This window comes from uncultured Desulfovibrio sp., assembly GCF_944327235.1.
GTDB lineage: Bacteria > Desulfobacterota > Desulfovibrionia > Desulfovibrionales > Desulfovibrionaceae > Desulfovibrio.
Map to the genome: position 1 here is coordinate 13,656 of NZ_CALVHE010000003.1, position 16,112 is coordinate 29,767.

The 16,112-nt window shown below is 58.2% G+C and carries 19 protein-coding genes; 4 read left to right on the forward strand and 15 right to left on the reverse strand.

The window, feature by feature from the left end:
* Nucleotides 1-12: 12 nt before the first annotated feature.
* Entirely contained in the window at nt 13-345 is a 333-nt protein-coding gene (locus Q0K00_RS01030; RefSeq protein WP_297226711.1) for a hypothetical protein, read from the forward strand.
* A 156-nt stretch (nt 346-501) separates the two neighbouring features.
* Here the strand turns inward: Q0K00_RS01030 and Q0K00_RS01035 are convergent, their stop codons facing one another.
* Both Q0K00_RS01035 and trbL read right to left on the reverse strand, forming a co-directional pair.
* Complete coding sequence (locus Q0K00_RS01035; protein WP_297226712.1) at nt 502-852, reverse strand: hypothetical protein; 351 nt, start codon at nt 850-852, stop codon at nt 502-504.
* Nucleotides 853-870: 18 nt separating this feature from the next.
* A complete protein-coding gene (gene trbL, locus Q0K00_RS01040; RefSeq protein WP_297226713.1) occupies nt 871-2,016 on the reverse strand; it encodes a P-type conjugative transfer protein TrbL in 1,146 nt (381 codons plus the stop codon).
* Between trbL and Q0K00_RS01045 the strand changes: the two genes are divergently transcribed.
* On the forward strand, nt 1,976-2,284 hold the full coding sequence (locus Q0K00_RS01045; protein ID WP_297226765.1) for a hypothetical protein: 309 nt from the start codon (nt 1,976-1,978) through the stop codon (nt 2,282-2,284). The two genes, trbL and Q0K00_RS01045, sit on opposite strands and share 41 nt — an antisense overlap.
* 3 nt (nt 2,285-2,287) lie before the next feature.
* Here Q0K00_RS01045 and trbJ read toward each other — a convergent pair whose 3' ends face one another.
* Genes trbJ through Q0K00_RS01060 form a run of 3 tightly spaced genes read right to left on the reverse strand, consistent with a single transcriptional unit; the run spans nt 2,288 to nt 6,015 of the window.
* A complete protein-coding gene (trbJ, locus tag Q0K00_RS01050) occupies nt 2,288-3,088 on the reverse strand; it encodes a P-type conjugative transfer protein TrbJ (RefSeq protein ID WP_297226714.1) in 801 nt (266 codons plus the stop codon).
* A 20-nt stretch (nt 3,089-3,108) separates the two neighbouring features.
* Nucleotides 3,109-5,514: a conjugal transfer protein TrbE gene (locus Q0K00_RS01055; protein WP_297226715.1), complete on the reverse strand. Its 2,406-nt coding sequence runs from the start codon at nt 5,512-5,514 to the stop codon at nt 3,109-3,111.
* Entirely contained in the window at nt 5,515-6,015 is a 501-nt protein-coding gene (locus tag Q0K00_RS01060) for a thermonuclease family protein (protein ID WP_297226716.1), read from the reverse strand.
* Here Q0K00_RS01060 and Q0K00_RS01065 point away from each other — a divergent pair.
* Nucleotides 6,014-6,286: a hypothetical protein gene (locus Q0K00_RS01065; RefSeq protein WP_297226717.1), complete on the forward strand. Its 273-nt coding sequence runs from the start codon at nt 6,014-6,016 to the stop codon at nt 6,284-6,286. The two genes, Q0K00_RS01060 and Q0K00_RS01065, sit on opposite strands and share 2 nt — an antisense overlap.
* 331 nt (nt 6,287-6,617) lie before the next feature.
* On the opposite strand, the gene Q0K00_RS01070 is transcribed toward Q0K00_RS01065, so the two are convergent.
* Both Q0K00_RS01070 and Q0K00_RS01075 read right to left on the reverse strand, forming a co-directional pair.
* Nucleotides 6,618-7,028 (reverse strand): hypothetical protein, encoded by a 411-nt coding sequence (locus tag Q0K00_RS01070; protein WP_297226718.1) that lies wholly within the window; start codon nt 7,026-7,028, stop codon nt 6,618-6,620.
* Between the two features lie 4 nt (nt 7,029-7,032).
* Nucleotides 7,033-7,587, reverse strand: a complete 555-nt coding sequence (locus Q0K00_RS01075; protein ID WP_297226719.1) for a lytic transglycosylase domain-containing protein — start codon at nt 7,585-7,587, stop codon at nt 7,033-7,035.
* 24 nt (nt 7,588-7,611) lie between these two features.
* On the opposite strand from Q0K00_RS01075, the gene Q0K00_RS01080 reads away from it, so the two are divergent.
* On the forward strand, nt 7,612-8,043 hold the full coding sequence (locus Q0K00_RS01080) for a hypothetical protein (protein ID WP_297226720.1): 432 nt from the start codon (nt 7,612-7,614) through the stop codon (nt 8,041-8,043).
* Nucleotides 8,044-8,284: 241 nt separating this feature from the next.
* On the opposite strand, the gene Q0K00_RS01085 is transcribed toward Q0K00_RS01080, so the two are convergent.
* From Q0K00_RS01085 to pilO2, 8 genes are read right to left on the reverse strand one after another with little or no spacing between them, the layout of a single operon-like run.
* Nucleotides 8,285-9,331: a DNA cytosine methyltransferase gene (locus Q0K00_RS01085; RefSeq protein WP_297226721.1), complete on the reverse strand. Its 1,047-nt coding sequence runs from the start codon at nt 9,329-9,331 to the stop codon at nt 8,285-8,287.
* Nucleotides 9,332-9,341: 10 nt separating this feature from the next.
* Nucleotides 9,342-10,472 carry a shufflon system plasmid conjugative transfer pilus tip adhesin PilV gene (gene pilV, locus Q0K00_RS01090; protein ID WP_297226722.1) on the reverse strand — a complete coding sequence of 377 codons (1,131 nt, stop codon included), beginning with the start codon at nt 10,470-10,472 and terminating at the stop codon, nt 9,342-9,344.
* Nucleotide 10,473: 1 nt separating this feature from the next.
* Nucleotides 10,474-10,902, reverse strand: a complete 429-nt coding sequence (pilM, locus tag Q0K00_RS01095; protein WP_297226723.1) for a type IV pilus biogenesis protein PilM — start codon at nt 10,900-10,902, stop codon at nt 10,474-10,476.
* A 4-nt stretch (nt 10,903-10,906) separates the two neighbouring features.
* Nucleotides 10,907-11,374 (reverse strand): type 4 pilus major pilin, encoded by a 468-nt coding sequence (locus tag Q0K00_RS01100; protein ID WP_297226724.1) that lies wholly within the window; start codon nt 11,372-11,374, stop codon nt 10,907-10,909.
* Nucleotides 11,374-12,447 (reverse strand): type II secretion system F family protein, encoded by a 1,074-nt coding sequence (locus tag Q0K00_RS01105; protein WP_297226725.1) that lies wholly within the window; start codon nt 12,445-12,447, stop codon nt 11,374-11,376. The genes Q0K00_RS01100 and Q0K00_RS01105 overlap by 1 nt, the downstream gene beginning before the upstream one ends.
* Nucleotides 12,438-14,102, reverse strand: coding sequence for an ATPase, T2SS/T4P/T4SS family (locus Q0K00_RS01110; RefSeq protein ID WP_297226726.1), 1,665 nt, complete (start codon nt 14,100-14,102; stop codon nt 12,438-12,440). The genes Q0K00_RS01105 and Q0K00_RS01110 overlap by 10 nt, the downstream gene beginning before the upstream one ends.
* A 3-nt stretch (nt 14,103-14,105) precedes the next feature.
* Complete coding sequence (pilP, locus tag Q0K00_RS01115) at nt 14,106-14,759, reverse strand: type IV pilus biogenesis protein PilP (protein ID WP_297226727.1); 654 nt, start codon at nt 14,757-14,759, stop codon at nt 14,106-14,108.
* Nucleotides 14,746-16,110 carry a type 4b pilus protein PilO2 gene (gene pilO2, locus Q0K00_RS01120; RefSeq protein WP_297226728.1) on the reverse strand — a complete coding sequence of 455 codons (1,365 nt, stop codon included), beginning with the start codon at nt 16,108-16,110 and terminating at the stop codon, nt 14,746-14,748. Before pilO2 ends, pilP begins: the two co-directional genes overlap by 14 nt.
* Between the last annotated feature and the right edge of the window lie 2 nt (nt 16,111-16,112).

Consider the following 16,112-nt stretch of genomic DNA (forward strand, 5'->3'; position numbering starts at 1 on the left):
AGGAGGTTGATCATGAAGGCATCTCGAAAACGCCCCTATGCGCGCCGTCCGCTCACTCCGGTCAGGACGAGGGCACGGCGAGGATCCGTCGCCAGAGCCGCGTCCCCGGCGACCCGTCCCGATGCACAAAACAACATTTCCCAATGGCTTTCGCTGTACTCGCTCACAAGTTCGCAAGCCCACTCCGCATTGAATATCCTTGCTTCCATCGCCGTGGTGGCCAATTCCGCCTTTGCCTTTGCGGCATTCGGCAGAGGGGCTTACAACTTCTTTTCTGTCGGAATAGGTCTCTATCTTTTTCTCTTATCATCTATGTCCTCTACTTTCTGGTGTGTTTTAAAATAAAAAACACAGTTCAGAAGTTTGTTATCAATCAAGAAAGAGCAGACATTTCCAAAATTATAAATACAATTGAAGGCAGAGAGAGGTGGATAATTTCTTTAATGCTGCTCGTCACACTTGTTTCATATGCTTCTTTCTTTGCTATCGATTACAGCCTGGCTAAAGGAAAAACACCGTAGATACTATTCCAACGCAGAGGATAGAGAAAAAAAACGTCATCATGGAAAGCAGTATGATGTCGATCAATTCTTCTTGGCGTGATGACTTGGTGATCTTCAGCAGCTCCGCGAAAACCAAAAGCATCGCGCCAACCAGCATGGTCGCGAAAAAGACACGAAGCAAAGCCTCGGAGATGTCAGGGCGCACCATGTAGAAAATGCAGCCCATCAGAAACGGCAATGAGGCGAATGAAAAAAGAGCGATGCGCCTGGTGATATGCGCAAGCCTTCTCAAGGCGGGTTCAGGCATGGTCGTGAGCTTCTTTTTCAAAAATTGAGGTAAATAGGGCATGACGCTCTCCTTGTTGCGCTATTCGCCGTCCGGCATCTTGGGCATCTGCGCCTGAAGCAGGCGGTTGCGCAGGCTGGAGGCCACGGTGCTTTGCCGCTCCCCCCTGTTGTGCGACGCTTCGCGGGATGCCCCCCAGAGATGCGAGGCCGCGCCCCTGATGGTGCCGCCTATGCCGGACGCCCCTTCGGCCCGCGCCGTCCTGGCCGCTAGGCCGATGTTGCGCGCGGCGGCCATGCCCAGCGCCCCGGCCCCCACGGCGGCGGCTCCCATCGTCGCCACCGTGGACGACAGGGCGTTGCCCGTGCTCACATGCGAGCCGCTGATGATCCCGGACACCACGTCCGGCAGCGTCTTCACCAGCGAATAGAAGATGACGCAGAAGCAGATGGTGACACCGATCTGCGCCCAATCCATCTCTTCTGAAACTTGCAACGTGGTGATAAAATTGATACCCACGCCCATGACGAGCTGCATGGTCATCAGCTTGAAGGCCACAGCAAAGACGTAGCGCAGCGCGTTGATGGCGTACTCCCGGAAAAAGGACGTGGCCCCCAGGCCCAGCAGGATGGCCGACGCGCACATGGCCACGATGCACTCGCACTTGATCATGATGATTTGCAGCGTGATCAGCGCGAAGCAGAAGAGAATCGCCATGCCTGCAAGGATGTAGGCTAAAGAATCAAGAGGCTTAATTAACTTTGTTTTACTAAACAGAGACTTCGATATTTCAAGACCAACAGTAAAAGGCTTATCCGAAGCGTCTACGAGGGTTGTCGCTTCACCCGCGATGGTCTTGAGGCCGTTGATAACGTTCCATGTCCATTCATGGTAGTTGTTGATGACGGCAAGGAAAAATCCAGCGCCAAGCAGAATCATGACAAAATCCTTGATGGCATCCTTAATGTCCGAAGCGCCAAGAGCTTTTTTTATGCCGAGAAATACAATCTCAAGCACAGCACACCAGTAAAAAACAACCTTTGCGTACTTGAGCATGACGGATTCATACCGTGAAAGTTCATTGTGGAACTTTGACACAATATCTGAGACGATGGTTCCGCCTTGAACTTCCGCATGAACAGGATTAGTATCCAAGAGCAACACAAATCCTATGAGGAGTATTATTATGCGGAAAATATTTTTTGCTTTTTGTGCAGTGTCCGTCATGTTTATAACTCAATCCGTCCATGCCTTTGAATTGGAGGGGCAATGGAAGCAAGAGGTTGTAAATGAGAAAGTTCCTGATAGCATAAAAATTACCAAAGAAACTTTTTTTGGATTCACGTATAAAATTTTATCAAAAGAAAACGGAATTATAAAAATATCAATACAAAATTCGGATGATCCAACAATTATAAAAATCAACAATGATGACAGTATTACGATAACAACGGTAAATGGAGATACAGGAACATATTCACGAGTCAGCGAGTAGCATCTAAAATGGATCAGGCTTGGATGTGGTATCCAACTTGTCAAACCCATCAAGCATTTTGCGATGTAAGTTCTCCTCCATCTGATCCACCTTTTCCTCCTTGGACTGTCCCGCCATATCCGCCTGGAACTTCGTTGCGATAAGTTCGCGGAGCTGGCGGGACTCCTGTATTTGCAGGGCGGCAAGCTGATTGCCCGCCATGATGGCCTTTTGCTGCCCGTCGGGCGTGGACAGCAACTCGTTGATGTAGGCTTCCATCCTGCCCGCATCCTCAAGATCCTTGAGCTGGCTGGCCGAGAGCTGGAAGGTCGCCTTGGTGGATTCGTCCACGCGGTCGCTCCAGTTGTCCCAATACGTCCGATAGGTCACCGCGCCCCCGGAGAGCATGTCACGGGGCAGGGACGCCAGTTCCCGGAACTCGTCGCGGGTGCGGTACAGCTCGTCAAAGACATTGGCCATGCCGGTGATGTCGTTACGCATGGTGTGCAGGGCCCCGGTCAGACGGCCAAGCTTGCTCAGTTCTCCAGAGACTTCTTGGATGAGATGCGCCGGGAGCTGGACGGTGTTCTGCACCATATTGGCGTACTGCTCGATATTCTGCTGCACCATCTGGATCTGCTGTGCCGTCTGCTGGACGTATTGGTCATAGGCCAGTTTCAGCTCCGCGAGCTGGGAGTTGGCCAGCGCCTTTTCCAGCGCCTGCATGGCGCTGGTGGAGCAGTTGACGCAGTACACGTTCCCGGCATGGGCCGGAGCGGTGTACAGGGCGGCAAATACGATGGCGGCAAGGGCTGTCTTCTTCATGGCGTCCTCCTGTCAGGGGCCTAATCCTGTTCGTTCATCCACGCTTCCTGCCAGGCATCAGGCCCATGCTGGGCCATGAGCGCCTTGATACGGGCGATGCTTTCCTTGTCCGACGCGCCCACGAAGGCCAGTTCCTTCCGGCGCAGGCCGAGCTGGAACAGACGGCGGCCATAGCCGTTGACCATGTAGTAGTCCCGCTTGGGGCGAGCATGGGTGATGATGCCGATCTGGCGGTCGTTGAGGCCGCACGCCTGATACAGGTCGAGGTTATCCCGGTTCATGGCTTCGGCATTGGGCAGATAGATCTTGGTGGGGCAGGACTCCACAAGCACGTCGATGATGCCGCTGTTGCGGGCATCGGAAAGCGCCTGCGTGGCCAGCAGCACCGCGCAGTTGGCCTTGCGCAGCACCTTGAGCCATTCCCGGATCTTGGCGCGAAAGACGGGATGCCCCAGCATGATCCACGCCTCGTCCAGGATGAGCAGCGTCGGACGGCCATCCAGGGCCTGTTCGATGCGATGGAAAAGATAGGTCAGCACGGGGATGAGATTGCGATCCCCCTGCTTCATGAGTTCCTCGACCTCAAAGACCACAAGGGACGAAAGGCCCAGCGTATCCGATTCCGCATCGAGCAGGCTGCCCATAGCCCCCTTGAGCGTGAAATGCGCAAGGTCTTCCCGGATCTGCATATCCGGCACAAGATGCAGCAGATTGGTCAGTGAACGCATGTGCTCCGGCTGATTGGCCAGCTCCCGCAGACCGGTGTTGATGGCGTTGCGCATGGCGGGCAGCACGGCCACGTTCTGCAATTCGAGGAGAGAAGCGAGCCATTCCGCCGCCCAGGCGGTCTCTCCGGGCTGGTCGATGTGTTGCAGGGGAGCGAAGGCCAGCTTGTCATCCACGCCGATCTCGTAATGGGAACCGCCAAGGGCGGCGGCCAGGGGAAACAGCGACATACCCTTGTCGAAGGCGAAGATGCGGGCATTGGCATAGCGCCGGAAGTTCCAGGCGATCTCCGCGATCAGCGTGGACTTGCCTGCGCCCGTGGGGCCGAAGACAAGCGTGTGACCACGATCCCCTTCATGCAGATTGAACCAGAACGGCGTGGAACCGTCGGTCAGAAAAACGGCCAGCGGAGGGGAGTCCGGCGGATAGAAGGGGCAGGGGCAGGCATCCTGCCCTGTCCAGACGGATTGCAGAGGCAGCAGATCCGCAAGGTTGAGCGTATTGACGATGGGCCGGCGCAGATTGGCGTAACTGTTGCCGGGCAGGCTGCCGAGCCAGGCTTCCAGCGCGTTGACGGTCTCAATGCGGCAGCCGAAGCCCGCCGCCTGTATGGCCCGGCGCAGCGTGCGGGCATTCTCCGCCAGGACTTCCGTATCCTTGTCCAGCAGGACGATGCAGGAGGTCAGATAGCCTGCACCGACGATCCCGGACTGGACTTCCGTCTTGGCGTCTTCCGCATCTTCGCGCATGGCCAGCGCATCCCGATTGACCTTGGGGTTGGGATTGTTCAGGAACTGATCCATGAAGCCGAGGACGCGCTGGTTCCAGCCCTTGACCTGCCGGTTGACTTCCCGTTCCGCATCATACTGGTCAAGGCAGATGAAGCGGGTGGAGTAGCGTAGTTCAAAGGGCATCTCATCCAGCATGGCCAGCATGGCGGGCCATGACTCCTGCGGCAGGCCGTCGATGCTCACGATGGCCAGATGGCGGTTGCCCAGACGCGGGGCAAGTCCGCCGGTCAGATCTTCACTCCCCAGCACGGCATCCAGATACATGGGGATATGCGGTACGCGCAGGGGGTGCAGCGTGCCGGTCAGGCAGCTTTGCAGCCAGGCCAGCAGCTCCGACCAGCGGGCGGGGACACCGGCGGCGTCAGGCAGGTCGTATTCCGCAAGACGCTGCATACTCAGTACGGCGGAGCAGGCATCCTCGAATTCCAGCAGAGTATTGCGGAAGGTCTCAAGAGTTTTTTCAAGCGTGGAGGAAGGTCGCCCGCCCCTGGCCGCTCCCGCCATGCGCGCGGCATGGAAGTTGGGCAGCCAGGTGACGGTCAGGAAGGTGGACGTGCGGTAGCAGATGTCCTGCCCGAAAAAGGCCCGGCGCTCGTCATCGAGGAGCCGCGAGACACGATCCGGGAAGTGGGAGCGCTCCGGCGCGGGATAGGCGCGCTGCGTATCGCGGCAGGCATCCACATGGAGCATCCAGCCAGTGCCCAGCAGCTTGACGGCGCCGCTGAACCGCTCCGACATGTACGCCAACTCCGTGGGAGTGGAGCTGGCCGTGTCCTGACCGCGAATCTCCCATGCCGCGAGGAAGGAGCCGTCCTTTTGCAGGACGATTCCGGGATCAATGAGAGCTGCATAGGTCAGCAGATCGGGCAGCCCCTTTGCCCGACTGCGGAAGTCGCTCAATTTCAACATCTATTTGCCCTCCCTGCGCCAGACCCACGGCGGCACGGGCACGGGATCGCTCCAAAGTCCAATCTTGCGCTTGCGGGCGGTATTTTCCAGCGTCTGCCAGCCGATACAGGCCGGACGGCGGCAGTATTGGTCATACAGCCAGGCGGCCCCGGCTTTCAGAAGCAACTCCTGCAGGATGGAGCCGTCATCCAGGCTGACGATACCGACGACGCGCCCGTACTTGTCCTGATCCACCTTTTCCAGCTTTACCGTCCGGTCGAGCGTCAGACGGCGGGTGATGGCGGTGGCGTCCGCCCCGCGAGCCTGCCGCTTCTCAGGGCAGTCCACGCCATAGAGACGAATGCGCCTGCCGTCGGCGGCGCGGAGCGTGTCTCCGTCCGACACGGCGCTGATGAGCACTCTCTCTGTCCCCATGCCCAGCCCCGGCAGGAAGTCGGATAGGCTGAAGCCCAGGAGGCAGAGGCTGGAAAGCAGAAAGAGGAGCGGCTTACGGTGTTTCATGGCCTTTCCGTTGGAGGTTGAAGAAAAGAACTGTATGGTGCGTCGTGGCATGGCAATAAGCCGTATCAACAGGAGGAAATCATGCGCATGGGAAGCCTTCGGTTTCATCGTCGTGGAAAGGGTGTCATCAGGAACAGGAACAAGTTCGGAAGTTCCCCCCGAAAAGGGAAAAAGCCTTTCAAGCCTAAAAGCAATTCTTTCAAAAAAGAAAGTTATAAAAGATTTTCTTCCCTTCTTTCATCATCAAATACTCATCTTCAGACTTTTCTAGCGGCCTTTTCTTCATCTATTATGGCGATAGACATTGCACTTCTTATACTTTTTATGAATAACTTAGAAAGTCAAAAAATTAGAGAGGCGTATCTTAAATACATATCTCTATTTACCGTATGCTTGGTAGCATTTTTTGTAGCCATATTTATTATATTTATTCGTCGAATATTTATTATTTGGAAAATTAAAAGAAACGTTTTCAATATTGAAAATGAACAATATAATTATGAATACTGGTTGACAATCGCCTATATTATAATTCTTACCGCGTGTACATATTTTGCAGCTATATTTATATATATTGTTTGGACTTTTCATTCGATGTAATGTCATAAAACAAAAAACAGCAATATGTATGATAAAACGAAGCCGTAGAATATAATTTTAATCATAATCTCAGCAGCTAATACGTTTTGTATTTCTTCTTCGGTTTCTACCCAATAGAACATCAGGTAAGAAAGAATCATGCAGGCTACAAGCGTCAACGTCTTTCCAAAAGCAATGAAGAGCCCTTTGAAAATAAATTCGTACACAAAAGAAAAGACAATCCCCGCAACGAAGATCACAAACAGGATTTCCGCAGGCGCTATTCCCTTTGTGCCGTCCGGTCTGACTCTCCGGCGCATCAGGAAAGAATCAAGCACCCGGAGAGGCCAAAGCAGGATTTTCACACCATTGAGCGAAGCTTTCAGAAGCTTCATGCTCCACAGTTCATCATTTTCAATCTTCACTTCCTTCATGGTGTCACCTCTCAGCAAGGATGTTCCGCACATGACGGACAATGGACTGCGCGTAGGCCCGGCCCCGTTCCGGGTTCCGATGCAAAGGCGTGTGATAGTAGGCCACGGCCCGCCAAGTCAGCCCGTGCCGCCGGATTTCCTGAGCCAGAATCCAGACGCCGACCTTGACGTTGTTGCGCGGCTCAAGCACCTGCTCCACCTTCCAGCCGTACTTGCGCAGCCAGAAGCTGTTGATCTGCATGATGCCGATGTCCACGGATCGCCCCGCCCGCATGGCGGCGCAGGCGATGCGGACGGCCTCATCTTTCGAGCGCGGACGCACGTCCTTTCCGCCCACATTGAGGATGTACGGGTGACAGCCGCTTTCCTGCCGGGCGATGGCCAGCGCCAGCGTCTTGGGCACGTCGTACTTCGCGCAGGGCGCGTCAAACAGCGATTCGATGACTGCCTGTCGTTCCGTGAGAGAGGCCGCCTGGGCCGTATGGACGCAGCAGAACAGCACCAGAAGCACCAGAAGGATGAGCTTGCGAAGCGGGAGTAGTCGCCTGTAGTATCTCACGTCAATTTCCCAATGGAGGTTTTCATGATTCGTCGTTCTCAAGGTTGCCGTCCTGTCCGCCCCGCTGTTGTTCGCCGTCCTAGGCAGGTGCAGAAGCGCAAAGAAGAACAAGGTAAAAGCATTCAACATTCACATGAATATATGATGTTGGCATTAAAATTTATGTTTGCGGCAAATGGAATTGCCACCACAACACTTCTTATAAATAATCTTCCAAATAAATCTGGTGCGGCTTTGTTATTTTATTCTTGCGGAGTTGCAGCTACAATTTTTTCAACATTATCTCTTTCGCTTATGGACGACAGAAATATTTTAAATAAAAATATTGTGTATAGAATTTTAAATTATTCTTATATTGCAACACGGATAATAATAGTTGTTTTTCCGTGTATATTGTTCATTTTGGGAATATTCTTCTCAATAGATATTTTTGCCAGTATACGAATTAAAAACTAACACTTTGAGAAACTGAATTATGATAAAATTAAAGGAATAGACAAAAAAAGCAGGCAATATACTGTCCAGAAAGCCAGAACTAAATATTTTGTCTTCCTTTGTTCAGTTTCACATTCTCGCATATATTCCCGCACGGCCCTGGCTTCCGCTTCCAGTCCTCTCCGCAGCGCGGCCCGCAACTGCTGTCTGTGCAGCGCGGGAGGCAGTATCCTGTGAGGGTGGCTTTTCCTTTGCTGAGGTCTCATGACGCCTTCTCCATGAATCGCAGTCCATCGGCTTCCGCCATGCGCTCGCCAAGCCAGCGCATGACGTTGACGCACATGGCATTGCCCAGCGCCCTGTACCGGAGACGATCCGGAGCGGGGCGACCACGCCACGGGATGTCCGTCCAGCCGTCGGGGAAGCCCTGCAAACGCTCCGCTTCCAAGGGCGTGATCCGTCTGACGCCATGTGACGGGATCAGGGTCTCAGTCTCGAAGTCGTAGCGTTCCGTGCGGCTTGTGAGGCAGCGGGCAACAGAAATGAGTCGGCCTTCCTGCCAAACATTGTCCGCATATGGAGTCGTCGTAAGCGGGGGCATGACAGGGATATAAAAACCACCCTGCGCCCGGTTATCGTCCGCGCCCCCGCAGCCGAAGCTGCGGGTAAGCGCCTGCGTCACGCAAGCCGTGCCGCGACACGCTCCAGCGCCTCCTTCAGCGCCGGAGGCAGCCGCCGTCTCCGCCTTTCCGCCCGGCGCAAGATGCCCGCGCAGGCTTTCGGGCTCAAAAAGAACCGAGGCGGGATAGCGCCAGTCTCCAGAATGTCCGACAACGAAGAGGCGACGGCGCCGCTGGGGGACTCCGAAGAACTGAGCGTCAAGCACTCGCCATGCGAGATGATACCCGCACTCGGCCAACGTCCCGACGAATGCCCCGAAGTCCCGTCCGCCGTGAGTGGAAAATACTCCGGGGACATTTTCCCAGAGGAACCAGCGCGGACGGATCGCATCAACAAGTCGGACAAAGTGCATGGCCAGTCCGCTGCGCTCATCGTCCAGTCCCTGACGGCCTCCTGCGATGCTGAAGCCTTGACAGGGCGTTCCGGCGACAATGATCTCAACCATTCCATGAAAATCTTCTCCCTCAAGCCGCGTCATGTCGCCGAAGTTCGGCACGGACGGATAATGATGCGCAAGTACGGCGGACGGGAACGCCTCGATCTCGCAGAATCCGACCGGCTGCCAGCCGAGCGGCTCCCACGCGACACTGGCGGCCTCGATGCCGGAACACAGGGACAGATAGCGCATCGATCTCCTCCTACAGCGTCTGCCGGGCGCAGGTAGTGAAAACGAGGATCCGCGCGTAGTTCTCCGCCGGATAGATCCAGCCGTCCGCGTCGCCGAGGGAAGAGTCTCCTGTCTGGACGCGCAGATAGACTTGCCATTCCGTATCCGAAGCGGACACGGCCCACGTCTGAAAAGCCGTCAACGGCGGCGCATCAGGCCCGGCTTCCGCGAGGGACGGCGATGTGTAGATTGCCGGGACGGTATTCGTGGACGGAGCGCAAGATGGCTTGGGGATGCGTTCGCCGTTCTTGGCAACCACGGCGCTTTTCAAAGCAGCCGAGTTGCCGGAGTCGCCGATGATCTCAAGCGAGTTGTTGCGGCAGATGTACAGCCCCTGGATCCGGTCGAGGAACACGCGCCCCTGATCTTCGGCGGCGGTACACGTTTCCGTCGTGATCTCCCGCTCAGTAAACTGGACGGACTGCACGTTGTTGATGGCGTGATCCGTCATGTCCAGAGAGGTCTGCATGGCGTTGAGTTCAGGATTGCCGGGCACGGCCACGCGGTAGAGATAGTCCTGCCCCAGGGCCGAGGAGTCATACGTCGAGAGCGCCCCGAGATGCCCCGCGCCCGGCGACGGGATGCCCAGCGCTGTCAGGCTGACGGTCCAGCCGTTCCCGGCCCCATGCAAAGAGTCCGCGCTTTGTCCGGCCAGGATCCCCGTGGGGATGAAGCCGCCCGCGCCGCCCACCAGAGAAGCGGCATGAGGCACGATCAGGTTACCGAACTTGTCCGAGGCATCCACCGCGCCGCGCCCGCCCGTGGTCAGCACGACCGCCTGAAGCTGACCCGTCTCAGGCTGACGCACATAGATGCGATATTCCTGGTACCAGACGTTGCGCTCAGAGAAGCCGTCATGCAGGAAGCCTTCAGTGACGAGCGTCGGGATCGTCACCGTGGGGCCGGAAGAGACGCCGGACTGGCTCAACAGCGTGTCTTGATGCCGGTTGACGTAGCTCCGGGCGGCCTGCACGACCAGCCGCATGTGATCGGCGGCCAGGCGCTGCTGCGTGGCCGTGTTGCCCTGTTCCCACAGGGAAAGCAGGCCGGGAAGCATCAGGATGGTGATGATCAGTGCGCCGATGGCATTCAGAATGGTCATGCTAGACCTCCGTCACGCTGACAAGGTTGCCGTCGGGAATGAACGACGGGACGGGAACGGGATGCGGGGCCAGCGAGGGGACGATACGTCCCCCGCTTGCCAGCCCCACGGCAAAGCTTCCCAGAAAAAGCCGGCGCACGGCTTCCACTTCTTTTGGTGTGGCCTCACCATAGACATAGCAGCAACGGCCCTCGATGCGGGCTTTCCAGGGACGTAACGCGCGCCAGCTTTCCGGGAGATTCAATGACGAAAGCGGAATGTCTCCGCTGAAGCCCTTGTGTGCCTGCGCAAAGAGGAAAGCCGCGTTGCGGTAAACGGCATAGTTCACCGCAAGCCCGCGTATGGACGCGGTTTCCACGTCGTTTTCCGTCGGGCGCTGCATGATCGCCAGAACGCCAAGCAGAAAAAACAGCACAGCAAGGGCCTTCATGGGATCACCGCGCCGTGTAGGTTATGGTGTTGGTCTCGCCGCAGGCATTGGTCACGGCTGCGGGGTCGCTCGAATCGATCTCCCCGCCGTTGACGGCCACGCCCGCCCAGGCATCCGCCTGAAAGCGGGCGAGTTGGGCGCAGTCCACCTGCGGGATATTGGTCATCTCAATAGTGAACGTATTGTCGCCAGCCGAGGCGAGAGTGATGTCGCCCCCCCAGGGATTCCGCAACTGATCGCCCTTGATGAACGCCTCCGGGACGATCCCGGCTTTGATGGCGACATCGTTGGACAACTTGCTGTAATCCGTCCCGTTGAAGTACTGCTGCGCCTGCATACGCATGATGATCAGGTTTTCCTCAGCCGAGGCCACGTTGGATTTGCTGAAGCCGGAAAACAGCCCGGAAGCCGCGCCGCCCAGCACGATAAGTCCGATGAGAAGGCCACCGAGTGCCCCAAGAATGTGTCCCACTACATACCTCCGATCTTGAGTTGCGATTCAAAGTTGCCCGCAACCAGCGATATGAGGATCAGCTGGCCAAGAATCAGCAAGTTGACGGTTACTCCGATTTTTTGGGCGCAGGATTTCACTTTCTCCACGCCGTCCTCAAGCCAGGTGTCCGCGATCTCCGCCATGCGCTCCTGAAACTCCGGCATGCGTGCGTAGACGCGCATGTCGTCCACGATCTCCCGGCTGGGGAAGGCCATGCCGGAATCCCGGAGCGCCGTCCCGAAGTCTTCCCCGTGACGGCTGTGGCGAAGGATCGCGGAAACGATCTCCCGCAGATAGGGGGAAGACGTGCCCTCCATGCGGGAAAGTATCTGGGAAAAATGCTGCCCGGCCTTCATGCGTGTGGCGATGGTGTAGAGCCAGACCGTGCCTACAGTCAGCCGGTAGATGCTCCAGGGGATGAGTCTGTCGGCAAGCCGCCTGCCCGCTCCCGTCCAGAAACGGAAGGAAACAAAGACGACGACCAACGCCGCAAGAAAGGCGATTCCCGCCACGATGCCCCACCATGAGGCGATGAAGGAGGAGAGCAGATACAGGACATAGGACGCTCCCGACCAGGTGCGCGGATCGGAGACGAGCGCGAGCTGCGGCATGACATGCAGGGCGATGACGACCATCATGGCAATGCAGGCCAGGAACATCAGAATGGGCGCTGAGAGATTGGTCACAAGACACTTGCGCATCACTCCCTTGGCTTCCAGCACACGGATGGCCAGGGCAAAACCCTCGGCCAGCTTGCCGCCGGACTGCGCCGAAGCGATGAGCATGATCTCCTCCTGGGAGGCGATGCCTTCCAGGGCGGCGTCCAGCGGCCTGCCATGCCCAAGCGTCGTCAGTATATGCGCAAAGATGTCCTCCAGAGGGGACCTACTTTCCTTCGCATGCCGCAGGAGCTGGCGCAGGGACTCTTCCAGCCGCATATTGTTACGTATCTGCGTATGAAGTTTCTTCCAAACGCGGATACGCTCCTGCACGCCAAAAAACATGAGGGCCAGGATGCGGACGGTCAGAGGGACATCATGCGTCACAGCCATCGTTCCGCTCCGTTTTTCGGGGTCGGGCGTCGCCGGTCACGGTCAATGTCGTAGTCGATGGGCATGGAGAGCCCATCTTCTGTGGTGGCGGGATCAAGCACACCTTCCGTCATCAGATGCCGGGCATGCTCGAAGTAGCTCATACCGTGCAGCTCATCCCGCCAGTAGGCGCGCGCCTCGTCCATGTCGCCTTCGCGCAGCATAGCCAGCATGGAGGAGTCGATGGGCACGACTTCGGCCACCACGGTCTGCCGCCAGAGGCCGGGCTGTCCGCCCGACCGGCAGTGGTCGCAGCCCTCGTGGTTTCGCAAAAAGATGCCGTCATGACGGCTGTCGCCATAGATCAGTTCCGGCGGCAGGCAGCGTTCCAGCCGCGCACGCCGATCCGGACGCAGGGCCTGCCGGTCTTCCCGCAGCGGCTTGCGGCAATGCGGGCAGAGCCGGGCGACGAGGCGCTGGTATTCGACGCCGGAGAGTACCGTGGGATCGCAGACCGTGCGCAGCGGTTCCGCCATGTGCCCGCGCAGCATGACCTCCAGACGAGTCAGGATGCCGAAGGCGTCACTGGCGTGGATCGTGGCCCAGACCGCATGGCCGGACTGTGCCACCTCGATGGCCGCCATAGCGGCATCCGCATACCGAATCTCGCCGATCATCACCGTGTCCGGGTCGTCTCTGTTGGTTCCCGCTATGGCCAGCGTGTAGGCCGACAAGCCGCCGGAGCGCTGCTGGTCGTCCTTGCTGTTGACGCGGATTTGGTGCATCCCCACGATGGGCTTTTCCGGCGGGTCTTCCACGGATATGAAGTTGTCGCCGGGGCGCTCATGAATGAGCGCCTCCATCGTGTGCGCCAGCGCTGTGCTTTTACCGGAACCCGTGCATCCGGAGATGAGCGTCATGCCGTTCCTGTCCGCAAGACGGCGGAAAATACCTGTCTGCGCACAGGCCGTGCGCTGTTTGCCGCTCCTGTCCGTGATGGTCACGTCAGCATCGGTGAAGCCGAGCCGGGCAAGACGCTCTTCCAGCGTCCCGGAAGCGCCGGACGTGTCATGTATGAGCCGCAGGGCCATGAAGGTGCCGAAGCCGTCCTCCCCATGTATGCACTCCGTGGGTTCTGAGTGGATACGCACCGAATGCACGCCGTGGGGCAGCACGTTGCGATCCGCGATCCGCGCGTCCAGCGAGAATTTGTTGTTGAAGGCCGACGTGTCCTGCGACGCCCCCAGATGGTCGTAGATGACGCGGATCAACTGGCGGCCCGTGAAGCCGTCCAGTTCCGAATCGTCGGTCAGCATGCCAAGGACGCGGAACCTGATCTTGCAGAACGTCCCCATATCCGCGACATGGATGTCCGACGCACCCTGCGCATGGGCACGGGCGATCAAGTCGATGGCCATCTGCTGGATCTCGTTGTCTCCAAGACCGCTTCGGGCGGCGTAGCGGACATACTGCGCATCAAAACGCGCCGGCGGGACAAAGACGATGCCGCCTATGCCAAGCCGGGACGCCGTGGTGGCCAGATTGATGATCTCGATCTTGCCCTTCTGTTCCTCCGAGATGTAGAGGGTCTCATCCACCAACGCCACGCGCCCGCGCAGATCATCCGGCAGGGAACGGACGCTTTTCAGGCAGGTTTCCATGCTTGTGGCCGCCATGTCTTACTCCATGAAGGGAATGTCTCGGCTCGTGGAGCCGGAGCGTATCGTGACGCTGCGCCGCGTCACGCTCAGGACGCCCCCGCCGAAGCGCTGGCCGTGCCGCACGGTCACGGTCTCGCCGGAAGACGTGCGGATGGTGGCCGAGAGACGGTTGCCCACGCCCTGTACAGAGATGACCACCGGCCCGGAAGGCCGCTTGGGCTTGTCATCCTTTTCTTCTGAGGGCTTTTCCCTTTTGGGCGGTTCCAGCGGCGGCAGGACGATCTCCTGCGGCTGGGGAACGACCGGAGCGATGGTCTGCGCTTCCCGAAGCTGGCGCTGCAACTCGGCGATCTTCACTTCCTGCTCAAGCAGATGCTTCTGGCCACGCATACGGGCCAGATCGCCGAGCCGAGTTCCGGAATCGTTGAGCGCGGCCTGCACACGTTCGCCGGTTTGGCCCTTTTCCGACTTTTGCGCGGGCGTGGAAGGAGACTTCGGCTGTCCGACCGTCCGATCCCCCAGCTTCTTCTCCACCTTGGGGGCAGGAAGCTGTGACGCGGGCTTTCCGGTATCCTGAAGAAATGACGGCAGGAAGAGCCACGCAAGGCTGCCCGCCATGAAGACCATGCTTCCGCCAAGAAGCAGATTCTTGCCTTTTTTAGTGAGCGGCATAGATCTTTCCCTCCACAAACCAGTTTCCGCTGTCGTAGCCGATGCTTTCAATGGTCAGGCCCGGCACTTCGGCGAGCATTTCAAACAGCCCGTCCTCACCGCCCACGCCCATGAGCAGATCGGGTACGGAGGAAAGGCTCCACGTCCCCACATGCCACGGCGACACCACGCTGATGCCGTCAATGCTCTTCTTCGTCTGGGTGGCGAACTTCAACTCAAGCTTCGTGCCCGTGTCCTGGGCTATCTGCGAGAGCAGACCGGATGCCGCGTCCTGGGCCACCAGCATCTCGTGATCCGTGCCCGGCCCGTCCGGGCGCTTCGCCGGTGACGGCAGAGGCGCGACGGCCCGCGTGGAAGTAGCAATCTTGCCGTTTTTCGGCGAAATCTTGCCGTTGTCCGGCAGATTGATGAAATCCCCGCCTTCCCGGTGCCGCCATTCCAGGCGCACCTGCTTGCCCACGCACTCAGCTTTGCCCAGCTCCCAGCCCTGGCTGGACATAGGCAACTCCATGAGCGAGGGCAGGCACTGCCGCGCAACATCTGTAGCCAGCGGCGCTTTCTGCCAGTCCATCGGGAAAAATTTCCAGGGATTTTCCCTCAAGTCCTTCTGGCGCTGCATACGGGCGATCTGCGCCTGCCGGGCGGCTTCGTATTCCGCTCGCTTGACGTGGTAGTGCGCGGCGAAGGCCCCGCCCGCGAGGATGGCAACAAGGCCCAGCCCCACGGCAAGGCGCAGCGCCCCGGTGCGGGAAAGGCTGCGATTCAGATTGAGCAGGCGTCCCTTGTCCCGCGCCCAGACATCCGCCGAAGACAGCCGGCAACGCTCCGCGAGCCAGTCCATGCTGTCCGAGACCGTTTCAGGGCGCATGCAATCTTCCGGCGAGATGCCGGTCAAATGCTGGAAGAAGGTCAGCGCCTCTTCGGCCTCTTCGCGCGTGAAGAAGACCTGATCCCCCTGTTCAGGGATGACGCCGTTCATGCGGCAGTGCAGCCACCATGCGGGGCGGCCCTCGCCATCCTTTGAGGCGGCAAGCTCCAGAGGGAAAAGGCCGAGGAAGCTTTGCGGTGCATCCAGGCAGGCCGCGAGACTGCGTGCCGTCGCCCAGGGCCGCCAGTCCTCCGCGAAGCTGAACCCCTCCTGACCCGTGAACGCCTGCCAGACTCTGCGCCGCTCTTTGGGCAGGCGATGTCTGGCCATAGCCCGCATGTCCGGCGCATCTTCGCCGAAGCCCACACGCACGGCATCGGCGTGATCGCGCAAGACCTTCCGCGACGAGGCGAACTTTTTCACCGGCATGGCCCAGACAAGGCCAATGGCAAAGGGGCGTCCATTCAGCAATACCAGCTCCACGG

Coding starts and splice junctions, on each gene's coding strand:
- pilM (WP_297226723.1), bottom strand. CDS start 10,902: ATGAAGGCCCTTGCTGTGCTGTTTTTTCTGCTTGGCGTTCTGGCGATC.
- trbJ (WP_297226714.1), bottom strand. CDS start 3,088: ATGAAGAAGACAGCCCTTGCCGCCATCGTATTTGCCGCCCTGTACACC.
- pilP (WP_297226727.1), bottom strand. CDS start 14,759: ATGCCGCTCACTAAAAAAGGCAAGAATCTGCTTCTTGGCGGAAGCATG.
- Q0K00_RS01080 (WP_297226720.1), top strand. CDS start 7,612: ATGATTCGTCGTTCTCAAGGTTGCCGTCCTGTCCGCCCCGCTGTTGTT.
- Q0K00_RS01110 (WP_297226726.1), bottom strand. CDS start 14,102: ATGGCGGCCACAAGCATGGAAACCTGCCTGAAAAGCGTCCGTTCCCTG.
- Q0K00_RS01065 (WP_297226717.1), top strand. CDS start 6,014: ATGGCCTTTCCGTTGGAGGTTGAAGAAAAGAACTGTATGGTGCGTCGT.
- Q0K00_RS01105 (WP_297226725.1), bottom strand. CDS start 12,447: ATGGCTGTGACGCATGATGTCCCTCTGACCGTCCGCATCCTGGCCCTC.
- Q0K00_RS01070 (WP_297226718.1), bottom strand. CDS start 7,028: ATGAAGGAAGTGAAGATTGAAAATGATGAACTGTGGAGCATGAAGCTT.
- Q0K00_RS01060 (WP_297226716.1), bottom strand. CDS start 6,015: ATGAAACACCGTAAGCCGCTCCTCTTTCTGCTTTCCAGCCTCTGCCTC.
- Q0K00_RS01035 (WP_297226712.1), bottom strand. CDS start 852: ATGCCCTATTTACCTCAATTTTTGAAAAAGAAGCTCACGACCATGCCT.
- trbL (WP_297226713.1), bottom strand. CDS start 2,016: ATGACGGACACTGCACAAAAAGCAAAAAATATTTTCCGCATAATAATA.
- Q0K00_RS01030 (WP_297226711.1), top strand. CDS start 13: ATGAAGGCATCTCGAAAACGCCCCTATGCGCGCCGTCCGCTCACTCCG.
- Q0K00_RS01045 (WP_297226765.1), top strand. CDS start 1,976: ATGCGGAAAATATTTTTTGCTTTTTGTGCAGTGTCCGTCATGTTTATA.
- pilV (WP_297226722.1), bottom strand. CDS start 10,472: ATGACCATTCTGAATGCCATCGGCGCACTGATCATCACCATCCTGATG.
- Q0K00_RS01055 (WP_297226715.1), bottom strand. CDS start 5,514: ATGTTGAAATTGAGCGACTTCCGCAGTCGGGCAAAGGGGCTGCCCGAT.
- Q0K00_RS01085 (WP_297226721.1), bottom strand. CDS start 9,331: ATGCGCTATCTGTCCCTGTGTTCCGGCATCGAGGCCGCCAGTGTCGCG.